Source organism: Corynebacterium jeikeium (genome assembly GCF_028609885.1).
GTDB lineage: Bacteria > Actinomycetota > Actinomycetes > Mycobacteriales > Mycobacteriaceae > Corynebacterium > Corynebacterium jeikeium.
This window is the reverse complement of sequence record NZ_CP063195.1, coordinates 856,230-868,941: the sequence shown is the minus strand read 5'-3', so window position 1 is coordinate 868,941 and position 12,712 is coordinate 856,230. Positions and strand designations below refer to the sequence as shown.

Annotated in this window: 9 protein-coding genes; 5 read left to right on the top strand and 4 right to left on the bottom strand. The window is 62.4% G+C overall.

Annotation, left to right across the window (positions count from 1 at the left end; all coding sequences use genetic code 11):
* Positions 1 to 196: 196 nt before the first annotated feature.
* Entirely contained in the window at positions 197 to 1,957 is a 1,761-nt protein-coding gene (locus tag CJEIK_RS03805) for a pyruvate dehydrogenase (RefSeq protein WP_005296047.1), read from the bottom strand.
* Between the two features lie 174 nt (positions 1,958 to 2,131).
* Here CJEIK_RS03805 and asnB point away from each other — a divergent pair, with 174 nt between their 5' ends.
* Complete coding sequence (gene asnB, locus CJEIK_RS03800) at positions 2,132 to 4,069, top strand: asparagine synthase (glutamine-hydrolyzing) (RefSeq protein WP_005296050.1); 1,938 nt, start codon at positions 2,132 to 2,134, stop codon at positions 4,067 to 4,069.
* A 113-nt stretch (positions 4,070 to 4,182) separates the two neighbouring features.
* Here asnB and CJEIK_RS03795 read toward each other — a convergent pair whose 3' ends face one another.
* Positions 4,183 to 4,527 carry a HesB/IscA family protein gene (locus tag CJEIK_RS03795; RefSeq protein WP_005296054.1) on the bottom strand — a complete coding sequence of 115 codons (345 nt, stop codon included), beginning with the start codon at positions 4,525 to 4,527 and terminating at the stop codon, positions 4,183 to 4,185.
* A 182-nt stretch (positions 4,528 to 4,709) separates the two neighbouring features.
* Here CJEIK_RS03795 and CJEIK_RS03790 point away from each other — a divergent pair, with 182 nt between their 5' ends.
* Positions 4,710 to 5,438, top strand: a complete 729-nt coding sequence (locus CJEIK_RS03790; protein WP_005296057.1) for a DUF3043 domain-containing protein — start codon at positions 4,710 to 4,712, stop codon at positions 5,436 to 5,438.
* Positions 5,439 to 5,465: 27 nt separating this feature from the next.
* The gene (locus CJEIK_RS03785) at positions 5,466 to 6,470 is read left to right on the top strand and encodes a nicotinate-nucleotide--dimethylbenzimidazole phosphoribosyltransferase (RefSeq protein ID WP_005296060.1); all 1,005 of its coding nucleotides are present in this window, start codon (positions 5,466 to 5,468) and stop codon (positions 6,468 to 6,470) included.
* Here the strand turns inward: CJEIK_RS03785 and CJEIK_RS03780 are convergent.
* Positions 6,437 to 7,612, bottom strand: coding sequence for a branched-chain amino acid aminotransferase (locus tag CJEIK_RS03780; protein WP_005296063.1), 1,176 nt, complete (start codon positions 7,610 to 7,612; stop codon positions 6,437 to 6,439). The genes CJEIK_RS03785 and CJEIK_RS03780 overlap by 34 nt on opposite strands.
* A 176-nt stretch (positions 7,613 to 7,788) precedes the next feature.
* Between CJEIK_RS03780 and CJEIK_RS03775 the strand changes: the two genes are divergently transcribed.
* The gene (locus tag CJEIK_RS03775; RefSeq protein WP_005296066.1) at positions 7,789 to 9,480 is read left to right on the top strand and encodes a leucyl aminopeptidase; all 1,692 of its coding nucleotides are present in this window, start codon (positions 7,789 to 7,791) and stop codon (positions 9,478 to 9,480) included.
* A 50-nt stretch (positions 9,481 to 9,530) separates the two neighbouring features.
* Here the strand turns inward: CJEIK_RS03775 and CJEIK_RS03770 are convergent, their stop codons facing one another.
* Entirely contained in the window at positions 9,531 to 9,926 is a 396-nt protein-coding gene (locus tag CJEIK_RS03770) for a hypothetical protein (protein ID WP_005296069.1), read from the bottom strand.
* 187 nt (positions 9,927 to 10,113) lie between these two features.
* On the opposite strand from CJEIK_RS03770, the gene sucB reads away from it, so the two are divergent.
* Positions 10,114 to 12,261 (top strand): 2-oxoglutarate dehydrogenase, E2 component, dihydrolipoamide succinyltransferase, encoded by a 2,148-nt coding sequence (gene sucB / locus CJEIK_RS03765; protein WP_005296071.1) that lies wholly within the window; start codon positions 10,114 to 10,116, stop codon positions 12,259 to 12,261.
* Positions 12,262 to 12,712 lie beyond the last annotated feature (451 nt).

The following is a 12,712-nucleotide window of genomic DNA, read 5'->3' as shown; positions in this document are numbered from 1 at the left end:
ATTCACACGTCACTTGGCGTTGTAGGTCTGAGGGTCTGTCACGCGCCTGCAGTTCGCGCGCGATAGATAGACCTACAACCACTTCACTTAAAGAACCTTAGACCATTGACAGGACATTGCCACCATCGCGGAACGGGATTTTCCCTTTTCGGGGTTGCTCGCTCCCCACATTGCCCCCACACGGGTTAGGCGGGAGCTAGAACTTGTTCATTTCGATTACGCCGGCTCCGCCAATGTTGCGCAGGTTTGCGCGGGCCAAGTCCACCATGCGCCCCACGCCGCCTTCGAATACGGTGCGGGTTGCGGAACGGGAGAAGCCCATCATCATTTCCCAGGTGATGTTCGGCGGCAGGCTCAGGGCGTTCGGGTCGGTAACCACATCCACCAGCACCGGACCGTCGTAAGCCAGGGCCTCCTTAATACCGCTTTCTACGTCCGCCGGATCCTCGATGCGGATCGCCTTGATGCCAATCGCGTCGGCAATCTTTGCAAAGTTCACGTGCTCGTGGTCGGTTTCGTGCTCCGGCAGGCCGGCAACCATCATTTCCAGCTTCACCATGCCCAGCGAGGAGTTGTTGAAGACCACGATGTTCACCGGCAGGTCGTGCAACTTGGCGGTGAGCAGCTCACCCATGAGCATTCCCAGGCCGCCGTCGCCGGAGAAGGAGATCACCTGACGGTCACGGTCCGCAGCCTGCGCACCCAGTGCCTGCGGCAGTGCGTTAGCCATGGTGCCGTGTCGGAAGGAGCCGATTTCCTGGCGCTTGCCGTTCGGCGTGATGTAACGGGCACCCCAGACGTTGCACATACCGGTATCGATGGTGAAGACGGCATCCTCGGCCGCCAGACGGTCGATCGTATCGGCCACGTATTCCGGGTGGATGGGGCGCGACTTGCCCGCCTTCTTGGTGTAGGCGTCCACAACATGGTTGAGCGCCCTAGCGTGGTTGCGCAGCTGCTTGTCCAGGAAGCTGCGGTCGGTCTTCTCTTCGACGTGCGGCAGGATCGTGTCGATCACAGCCCCGACGTCGCCGACTACCGGGTAGTTGATAGTGGTGCGGCGACCGATGTGGGAACCGTCGATGTCCAACTGCGCTACGTTGCCGGTGGGCAGGAAGTCGTTGTACGGGAAGTCGGTACCCAACAGGATCAGAAGGTCAGCGTCGTACATCGCCTCGCGCGCCGCACCATAGCCCAGCAGGCCGGACATGCCCACGTCGAACGGGTTGTCGTATTGGATGTGCATCTTTCCGCCGAAGGCGTGACCGATCGGAGACTTAATCTTCTCTGCAAGCTCGAGCACTTGCTCTCGAGAATTCTTGACGCCCTCACCGCAGAACAAGGTGACGGTCTTAGCATCGTTAATCGCCTTGGCTAGGCGGGCTGCTTCCTCGGCATCCGGGTAAAGCACCGGGCGCCCCTTGGAGTACACCGAGTCGATGAAGCCTTCTTCCTCAATCGGCTGGGAAGAGACGTCGCCGGGGATGACCAGCACGCTGACACCGTTGCCGGCCAACGTGGACTGGATGGCGTGGTGCAGAACCTTTGGTCCCTGCGCTGCGGAGTTCACCATCTCGCAGTAGCCGGAGCACTCCTGGAAGATCTGCTCCGGGTGGGTCTCCTGGAAGAACTGGCTACCGATCTGCACACTCGGAATGTGGGAGGCAATGGCCAGCACCTTCGCCCCGTTGCGGTGGGAATCATAAAGGCCCTGGATCAGGTGGGTATTGCCCGGACCGCAGGAGGCGGCACATACGGCCAGATCGCCGGTGACAAGGGATTCTGCACCGGCGGCGAACGCCGCAGCTTCCTCGTTGCGCACGTGGATCCATTCGATGGAGGACTGGCGAACCTCGTCGACGATGGGGTTTAGGCTATCACCCACCAGCCCGAAGATTCGCTTGACGCCTTGTTTCTCTAGAGTCTTTACCAGCTGTGATGCGAAGTTTTTTGCCATGCCACCAAGGCTACGCGGGGCTCCGGGCCAGCGCATTGATCGCTGAATAGTCTCACAGACGTGTGTTTATGTAATACACATCACGCATGTGCTAGAAAACTCATTCGCTAGATGCTCTCCTCCCCGCCGTGGCAACTAGCCCACCTCTACCCCACCCGCGTAAAGTCGGGACGCATGTGTGGATTGCTTGGAATCATTGCGGCGAACGGCGCCGCCGAAAATTTCGTTGAGGCTGTAGAGGGCGCACTCCCCTGCATGCACCACCGTGGCCCGGACGATAGCGGCACGTGGCATGACCAAGATGTTGTCTTCGGCTTCAACCGACTATCCATCATCGACTTGGAGCACTCCCACCAGCCCCTGCAGTGGGGCCCGGAGGGTGAGGAAGACCGCTACGCGCTAACGTTCAACGGCGAGATCTACAACTACGTCGAGCTTCGCGAGGAGCTCAAGGAAGCCGGCTATACCTTTAATACTCAGGGCGATGGCGAGACCATCGTGGTGGGCTTCCACCACTGGGGCGCCGACGTGGTGAACCACCTGCGCGGAATGTTCGGTTTTGCAGTGTGGGATTCCAAGGAAAAGAAGCTGTTCCTGGCCCGCGACCAGTTCGGCATCAAGCCGATGTATGTCGCTACCACCGAGGCGGGCACCGTCTTCGCCTCGGAGAAGAAGTGCATCCTGTCGATGGCGGAGGCGCTTAACCTGAACCTGGATCTGGATATCCGCGCTATTGCGCACTACACCGATCTGCAGTACGTCCCGGAACCAGAGAGCCTGCACAAGAACATCCGCCGCCTGGAATCTGGCAGCTATGGATTCGTCACCCCTGGCGGAAAGATCGAGGAAACCCGCTGGTTCGAACCTCGCTTCCCCGTGAAGAAGGTCGCAGCTGGCGACGAGGAGGCCGTATTCCAGCGTATCGCCGAGGCCCTGGAGGATTCCGTGGCCAAGCACATGCGCGCGGACGTCACGGTCGGCTCCTTCCTCTCCGGCGGTATCGACTCCACGGCCATCGCCACGCTGGCCAAGCGCCACAACCCGGATCTGCTGACCTTCACCACCGGCTTCGAGCGTGAGGGCTACTCCGAGGTCGACGTTGCCGCGGAATCCGCCGCCGCAATCGGCGCTGAACACATCGTCAAGGTGGTCAGCCCGGAGGAATACGCCGAGGCTATCCCTAAGATCATCTGGTACTTGGACGATCCGGTGGCCGACCCGTCGCTAGTTCCGCTGTACTTCGTGGCACAGGAAGCCCGCAAGCACGTCAAGGTGGTGCTCTCCGGCGAGGGCGCCGACGAGCTCTTCGGTGGCTACACCATCTACAAGGAGCCGCTGAGCCTGGCGCCTTTCGACAAGGTCCCTTCCCCGCTGAAGCGCGTACTAGCTGGCGTGGGCAATGCCCTGCCCGAGGGCATGCGCGGCAAGTCCCTACTGCAGCGCGGCACTATGCCGATGGAGGATCGCTACTACGGAAACGCGCGTTCCTTTAATTACCAGCAGCTGGAGCGCGTACTGCGCGAGATCCGCCCCGAGTGGGATCACCGCGAGGTCACGGCGCCGATCTACGCGAAGTCTAAGGACATGGACCCGGTCGCCCGCATGCAGCACCTGGACCTGTTCACCTGGATGCGCGGCGACATTCTGGTGAAGGCCGACAAGATCAACATGGCAAACTCCCTGGAGCTGCGCGTGCCGTTCCTGGATAAGGTCGTTTTCGACGTGGCGGAAACCCTCCCTCACGAGCTCAAGATCTCCCATGGCACCACCAAGTACGCGCTGCGCAAGGCGCTGGAGCGCATCGTTCCCCCGCACGTTCTGCACCGCAAGAAGCTGGGCTTCCCGGTTCCGATGCGCCACTGGCTGGCCGGCGACGAACTCTACGGCTGGGCCAAGGAGAACATTGAGGCCTCGCAGACCGACCACATCTTCAACAAGGCAGAGGTGCTGAAGATGCTGGACGAGCACCGCGTGGCGATGAACACGGGCTCCGGCCCGGACCACTCCCGCCGACTGTGGACCGTCATCGCCTTCATGGTCTGGCACGGCATCTTCGTCGAGGATCGCATCGACCCGCAGATCGATCAGCGCCAGTACCCGGTCAACCTATAGGCCCCCTATAGACCCGAGAACGCCCCCGAGGGAATCCATCCCTAGGGGGCGTCACTAATTAAAAGGGCTCGAGCCAGTAAGAGCCCGAGCCACTAAGAGCCACTGAGGGCTGCTTAGCTGAAGGAATCGCCGCAGGCGCAGGAACCGGTAGCGTTCGGGTTGTCGATGGTGAAGCCCTGGGACTCGATGGTGTCCGCGAAGTCGATCTTGGCACCCATCAGGTACGGGGAGGACATGCGGTCCACGACCAGGTTCACGCCCTCGTACTCGTCCACCAGATCACCGTCCAGGGAACGATCATCGAAAAACAGCTGGTAGCGCAGGCCAGCACAACCGCCCGGCTGCACTGCGATACGCAGGGCAAGATCGTCGCGACCCTCCTGTGCCAGCAAAGCGCTGGCCTTCTGCTGGGCGGCCTCGGTCAGCTCGACACCGGTGACCTTCTCTGGAGCAGTCATGTTGGTCCTCCTCAATAAATGACTCAATAAATGACTCGATAAATGACCGAATTCTAGAAATGGCTTAGCTCACAAGCTACGCCTCATTCTTCCACAACGCCACTGCCCTCTTGGGTTATTCCCGCGCCAGCGTTTTTAGTTTTGTTCCCCTGCCCTCCTGCTCTAGCCTGTTACATGTGAAAATGCCATGGAAGAAGCAGGAAACGGTCGCCGACCCAGCCGAGGATCAGGTCTCGCCACAGGATGCCGATGCGTCGACTGAGGTAGAAAGCGACGCAGACGGTGGCGTCACTAAGGAAAAGACCTCCAAGGCCTTTACTCCGAAGAAGGGCAAGGCCACCCCGAAGCGCAACGAGCAGGAGCGCAAGCACGGTGTGCGCCGCAGCGCCTACACCGCCCCCGCCACTCCAGGCGAGGCCCGCAAGCAGCGCAAGGAGCTCAAGGCCTCCATGTCCAAGGAAGAATATAAGGCCATGAAGCAGCGCCAGAAGGATGAGGCGAACCGCGCCCGGCGCCGCGCCAACGAGCGCATGATGGCCGGCGACGAGGAATACCTCATGGATCGCGACAAGGGGCCGGAGAAGCGTTTTGTCCGCGACTGGATCGATTCCCGCCGCTACATGATGAACTTCTTCCTGCCGCTGGCGCTCCTGGTCATCGTCATTATGATCTTCGGCATGTCCAACCCGAGCATCGCCAACTTGGCTTCGCTGGTGATGATGATCGTGTTCCTCATCATGATCGCCGAGGGGCTATGGCTCGGCCGCCGCATTAACCGCGAAGTCAACGAACGATTCCCGAACAACCCGCACAGCAAGTTCAGCTTGGGCCTGTATGCGTTCTTCCGAGCCACGATGATTCGCCGCCTGCGCACCCCTGCCCCGCAAAAGCAGATCGGCGACAGCGTTTAAAATCCGACAGCGTTTAGACTAAACCCCATGGCTTCTACGACCTCCGCCCCGAAGTTCCCGCCCATCGTCCCGCCGGACGAGGCCACGCGCAGCCAAGCCGAGCAACTCCGCACCACTGCGCCGACGAAGGCCGGAATTCCAGCTGGGTCGCTGGGAAGGTTGGAAGAGGTCGCCACCTGGATTGCTGCCTGCCAGGGCTCCGCACCCGCCGAGGCTTTGAACGCAGCGCGCCTGGTTGTGGTTACCGGCGATCATGGGGTGGCTGAGGCGCACCCGGAGATCTCCGCCCTGCCTACCGACTTTAATGCGCAGGTGCGCCAGAACCTGGCCGATGCCGCCGCCCCGATTGTGGATGCCTGCAGGTCAGCACGGGTTTCTCTTTCTATTATTGACGCCACGTTGGGTACCCCCTCCGGTGCCATCGACACCGCAGACGCTTTAAGCCCTGAGGACTACGAGAGGCACCTGCGGCGCGGCATGCGTTTCGCCGACCAAGAGGCGGACAAAGGCACACAGGTGCTACTGCTGGGTGACCTGGGGCGGGGGCTGACCACAGTGGCCGCTGCGGTTATTGGCAGCGTGTGCAGCGTGGAGCCGGTGAAGATCATCGGCCGAGGTTCCGGCATCGGCGACGAGGCATGGAAGACAAAAGTTGCGGTGATCCGCGATGCAATGTTCCGCGTGCGCGACGATAAAGCGGTGGCTTCGCGGGTGCTGCAACAGATCGGCTCAGCGGACCTGGTGGTGATGGCGGGGATTCTGGCGCAGGCGGCGGTCCGCCGCACGCCCGTGATTTTCGACGGCGTAGGCGCCGCCGCGGCAGCGCTGTGCGCGCAGATGCTGGCGCCAGGGGCTGCCGCTTGGTGGCTGGCAGCTTCGGCGGGCACGGAGCCTGCAGCCCTGCCGGCGCTCAATGCGCTAGGCCTGGAGCCGCTTCTAGATTTACAGCTCGGCACCGGCCAGGGGCTAGGTGCTGTCCTGGCCCTGCCGATGGTGCGCTACGCGGTGGCTGCCTGCTCCACCAGCGTGTAGAGCCAGCCGTGCTTGTCGGCGACGCGGCCATTCTGAATGCCCGTCAGCTGCTCGCGCAGGCGCATGGTCACCGGGCCAGTCTGGCCACCGTTGACCTGGAATTCGCCGGACTCGTCCTTGACCGTGCCGACCGGGGTGACCACGGCTGCGGTGCCACAGGCGAAGGTCTCGGTCATAGCGCCGGACTTTGCGGCTTCCTTCCACTCGTCGGTGGAGATGCGGCGCTCCTCCACCTTGTAGCCCAGGTCGCGCGCCAGCTCCAGCAGGGAGAGGCGGGTAACGCCCGGCAGTAGCGAACCGGAAAGCTCCGGGGTGACCAGCTTGACGTTCTCGGCGCCACCGTCTTCGCTGCCGAATACGAACGCCAGGTTCATGCCGCCCATCTCTTCGATGTACTTGTGCTCGGTCGCGTCCAGCCATACCACCTGGTCGCAGCCTTCCTTCTCTGCGGAAGCCTGTGCCGCCAGAGAGGCCGCGTAGTTACCGGCGAACTTCGCAGCACCGGTACCGCCGGGTGCGGCACGGGTGTAGTCGGTGGATAGCCAGACGCTCACTGGGTTGATGCCGCCGGAGAAGTAAGCGCCCGCCGGGGAGGCGATCACAAAGTAGGTGTAGCTGCTAGCCGGGTGCACACCCAGGCCAACCTCACGGGAGATCATGAAGGGACGCAGGTACAGGGATTCTTCGCCACCGCCCTGCGGAACCCAGCGCTGGTCGATGTCCACGATCTGGCGCAGGGATTCCAGGAACAGCTCTTCCGGCAGCTCCGGCATGGCCATACGAGCGGCGGATTTCTGGAAGCGGCGAGCGTTCTGCTCCGGGCGGAAGGTGACGATCTTGCCGCCTTCACCCCGGTATGCCTTCAGACCTTCGAAGATGGCCTGGCCGTAGTGGAACACGCTGGATGCCGGGTCCATCTGGACCGGCTGGTAGGGCTCCACGCGAGCGTTGTGCCAGCCCTCGTCCGCGTTCCAGTCGATGGCGACCATGTGATCGGTGAAGTGGTTGCCGAAGCCCGGGGCAGAGAGAATCTCGGCAATCTTTTCATCAGCCACTGGGTTCTGGCTGCGGGTTACGGTGAACTCCAACTGGGAGTTCTGCTGTGCCTTTTGGGTCTGGGTGTTTGCCTCTGGAGTAGTCATGTGACCCAGAATACTCTGCTGCTACAAAAAAGTGTGAGGGGGCTAACAATTTCTCGGCAGTGGTTACTCCCGGCGATCTGCCGGCAGGCGAATCTGGGTAGAGTGAAACCAGCGAAATAGCACTTTAGAAAGACTTGCAAGATTCATTAGGACATCAAGGAGCAGTCGAACCCCCTATGACCGCCACCAACTCTTCCTCCCCCATCGCCGGCCTGCCGTCCCGCGGTTTCGTCCCGCAGATGTCGCTGGTACACACCGATTCCACGCTCGAGAACAGCGGCACTGTTACCCCGTCGGTCATCGACACGCTGGTCATCCCGGTCTTTGAAGGTGAGGCCGGACTGGAGCTCACTGGCGCTCCTATCGACGCCCTCACGGCCGAACAGCAATTGGAAATGTGGAAGCTACTTATTTCCGTTGGCGCGAAGGGCACCGCTGGTGAGGTGACGGTGGTCCCCAACCTCTCGGCCGAGCGTCGCAGCGAAGTCGTCTCCACCGGCAACCTCTCCGCCCAGGTACAGGAATCCACCGTGGATCCGGAGACTGCAGAGGAGCTTGTCGAGGCCGGCGCTGGGTCCACAGGCCCGGAGAAGATTCTGGCAATCGGTATGGGGCCGGCCGATGAGGTGTCTGCGGAGGACGTCCGCGTGGCCGCAGGCGTGGCGTCACGAAGCATCAAGAAGCCAGAACAGAAAGAGGGCGAGCCGCGCGGCGCGCGAGTGGTGAGCGCCCTGGGCCTGCTGGGCGCAGAGGCCGCCCTGGTCGGCCACGCGCTAGGCGCCTACGAGTACCGCGGGCTGAAGACGGCCGAGCATACGCCGGCGATCGAGTCGATTGAGGTGCTGACCGGGGAGGATCCGGCAGACACCCTGGAGCATGCGCAGGCCACCATCCGGGCGGTCGCACTGGCGCGTGACCTGGTGAACACTCCGTCGAACGTGCTATACCCGGAGAGCTACGCGGGCATCATCGCGGAGGCTGCGAAGCACACGAACGTATCGGTGGAGGTCCTGGACGAGGCCGCGCTGGAGGAGCAGGGCTTCGGCGGCATTCTAGGCGTTGGCCAAGGCTCGGCGCGTGGGCCGCGTCTGGTACGCCTGGACTACAACCCGGACAAGATCGCCGAGGATTCCCCGCGCGTGGCGCTGGTCGGCAAGGGCATCACGTTCGATACCGGCGGTATTTCCCTGAAGCCACCGGCGAAGATGTGGAACATGATCTCCGACATGGGTGGTTCCGCGGCCGTCGTTGCAGCGGTAATCGCCGCAGCTGAGCTGAACATTCCCGTGCGTGTGACGGCCACCGTCCCACTTGCGGAAAACATGCCCGGCGGAGAGGCCACCCGCCCCGGCGACGTGTTGCGCCACTACGGCGGCACCACCACCGAGGTGTTGAACACCGACGCGGAGGGGCGCCTGGTGCTGGCCGATGCCATCGTCCGCGCCTGCGAGGACAACCCGGACTACTTGATCGAAACCGCTACCCTGACCGGCGCGCAGATGGTGGCGCTTGGCGACCGCACGCCGGGCATCATGGGCTCGATGGATTTCCGCGACCGCGTGGCGATGATCTCCCAGCGCGTGGGCGATGCCGGCTGGCCGATGCCGCTGCCCGCGGAGCTGGGCGAGGCGCTGAAGTCGGACGTGGCCGACATCAAGAACATCTCCGGCAATCGCTGGGGTGGCATGTCCGTGGCGGGCCACTACCTGAAGAACTTCGTGGCCGAGGGCGTGCAGTGGGTGCACATTGACGTTGCAGGCCCGGCCTACAACGACGGTGCGGCGTACGGCTACACCCCGAAGCGGGCAACCGGCTCGCCGGTGCGCACGATCATCGCCGCACTGGAGGACATTGCACTGAAGGGCTAGTCAGGCCGAGGTTAGCCAGGCGGGGGGCTCGGCAGGCCGGGGGCTAGCCGCTACTCCCCCTGCTCGGCGCGACGCTGTTCAAACTGCGCGCGCCGTTCGCGCTGTTCCAAGCGCTTCTGAATCAACCGATCCCGCTCCATGCGATCACGCATGCGCTGCGGATAGCCGGTTTCCTCCGCGAAGTACAGAGGAATGCCAACCGAGTGGGCCACCTTGTCGATCCCCTTCGGCCCGCCGATACGGCGGCGCGTCCACTCCCCCTCGCTGTCGACCAGCACCACGGACATCTCATTGACGATGGTTTCCGGCTCCACAAACCCCTCCACACCCCTGCGGGTACTGGCCCACTGCTGCAGATAGGTCAGATCCTTGGAACGGATAGTCTCCCCCGGCGCACGCGGCGGTCGGGTGGAGCTGTTTTTGTTCCGGCCGAAAAGATTAAACACGTTAGCCGATTCTAGTTCACATACCCGGCGGTTCCCCAAAGGTGCGCGGAGACTGTGAGGGGGCGTCACAAAAAGATACGAGCGAGGGGGCACTCGGCGGAGCGGAGGCAAGGCGCGTAGACTTATGTAGTATTTCAACCAAATAACCACAGCTGATTTCCGTTTAGCTTGAGGAGCTTCAAACACCATGGCGTACTCCGTCGAAATGCCCGAACTGGGCGAGTCCGTAACCGAGGGCACCGTTACTCAGTGGCTGAAGAAGGTCGGAGACAAGGTCTCCGTCGACGAACCGTTGCTGGAGGTATCGACCGACAAGGTTGATACGGAGATCCCGTCCCCCGCAAGTGGTGTGCTGCTGAAGATCATCGCTGAGGAAGACGACACTGTGGACGTCGGCGCAGTCATCGCCGAGATCGGTGAGGAGGGCGAAGAGCCTTCTGGTTCTGACGCCGACAGCTCCAGCGACGACGATTCCAGCGACGCTACCGAGGAGTCCAGCGAGTCCGGCTCTGAGTCTTCCGACAACTCTGGCGCTGAGTCTGGTTCCGGCTCCGCCTCCGGTGAGGCCGAGGACGTTACCATGCCGGAGCTCGGCGAGTCCGTCACCGAGGGCACCATCACCCAGTGGCTGAAGAAGGTCGGCGACAAGGTTGAGGTCGACGAGCCGCTGCTCGAGGTCTCCACCGACAAGGTCGACACCGAGATCCCGTCCCCGGTCGCCGGCACCCTGGTGGAGATCCTGGCCAACGAGGATGACACCGTAGACGTCGGCGCAGTCATCGCCCGCATCGGCGACGAGGGCGCCGCCAAGTCCGGATCCTCTGACTCCTCCGATTCTTCCGACTCCAGCTCCTCCAAGGCCGATGAGTCTGAGTCCAAGGAGTCCTCCGAGCCCAGCGATTCCAGCTCCGCCGAGTCCTCTGATAACTCTGGCTCTGGTTCCGGCGAGGCCGAGGACGTCACCATGCCGGAACTCGGCGAGTCCGTCACCGAGGGCACCATCACCCAGTGGCTGAAGAAGGTCGGCGACAAAGTTGAGGTCGACGAGCCGCTGCTCGAGGTCTCCACCGAAAAGGTCGACACCGAGATCCCGTCCCCGGTCGCCGGCACCCTGGTGGAGATCCTGGCCAACGAGGATGACACCGTAGACGTCGGCGCAGTCATCGCCCGCATCGGCGACGAGGGCGCCGCCAAGTCCGGCTCCTCTAACTCCGACTCCGGTTCCTCCAAGGCCGACGAGTCCGCCTCCGAGGACAAGGCTGAGAAGTCCGAGGACAAGGCCGAGCCGAAGGCGGAGGAAAAGAAGGCTGAGGCTAAGCAGGCCGAAGAGAAGGCCGAGGCCAAGACTGAAGCCAAGTCCTCCAAGCCTGCTGCAAAGCAGTCGAAGCCCGCCGAGGGCAACCTCCCCTACGTCACTCCGCTGGTACGCAAGCTGGCTGATAAGCATGGCGTCGATCTGTCGAGCGTCGAGGGAACCGGCGTCGGCGGCCGTATCCGCAAGCAGGACATCCTGGCCGCAGCAGAAGGCACCTCCGCTTCCAGCTCCTCCGCGAAGTCCGCTTCCCCGGCTGGCCCGCGCGCTTCCTCCTACAAGGTCGACCCGGCTAAGCAGGAGCTGCGCGGCACCACCAAGAAGGTCAGCCGCATCCGCGAGATCACCGCGAAGACCACCCTGGATTCCCTGCACGCTGCAGCTCAGCTGACGCAGGTCCACGAGGTCGACATGACTCGCGTTGCAGAACTTCGCAAGGCCAACAAGCAGGCCTTCGCCGACAAGCACGGTGTGAACCTGACCTACCTGCCGTTCTTCGCGAAGGCAGCGGTCGAGGCTCTGATTTCCCACCCGAACGTCAACGCCTCCTACAACGCGGAAACCAAGGAGATGACCTACCACGAGCAGGTCAACCTGGGCATCGCTGTCGACACGGAAGCTGGCCTGCTGAGCCCGGTTATCCACAACGCGCAGGACATGTCCCTGCCGGAGCTCGCCCAGGCCATCGTTGACATCGCTGACCGCGCGCGCAACAAGAAGCTGAAGCCGAACGACCTGTCCGGCGGCACCTTCACCATCACCAACATCGGTTCCGAGGGCGCCCTGACTGACACCCCGATCCTGGTTCCGCCGCAGGCTGCCATGATCGGCACCGGTGCCATCGTGAAGCGCCCGGTGGTTCTGAGTGAGGACGAGGGCGAGGCCATCGCCATCCGCCAGATGGTCTTCCTGCCGATGACCTACGACCACCAGGTCATCGACGGCGCCGACGCTGGCCGCTTCATGTCCACGCTGCGTGACCGCCTGGAGAACTCGGACTTCACCGAGGACCTGGAGCTCTAGGTTTGGTTCTAGTTGCGGCTAGGCGGCGCTGTCCTGCAGCCAACTAGCCACAGCTTTAAGCCAACTGACCAGGTAAAACGCCGGCTCCGCTACCCGCGGGGTCGGCGTTTTGTGTTGTTGGGTGCCGACTTGCCCCGGGCAGTAGCTCGGGGGCGTCTCATTCAGCAAACCTAGCTCCATATCCGCCTCTGGGCTCTCCCACCCCGCACCAAAATCTCTCGCGAGAGGCCTTCAGGGCCCTTAAATGTCGGAAAAGTTGCAATTTGTTAATGCTACTGGTTTTCAAATATGCAAATGCGCAGGTCAAGGGGCTTTTGGGAAAGTGGAAACCAATCCCGATTTGAAGAATTGCAACTTTTCCGACATTAAGCGGCCTTCAGGAAGTGCCAAACACCGGAGGCACCAGCATCAACGTCACCACCTGGCATATCTAGCACCATCAGAAGCTTCA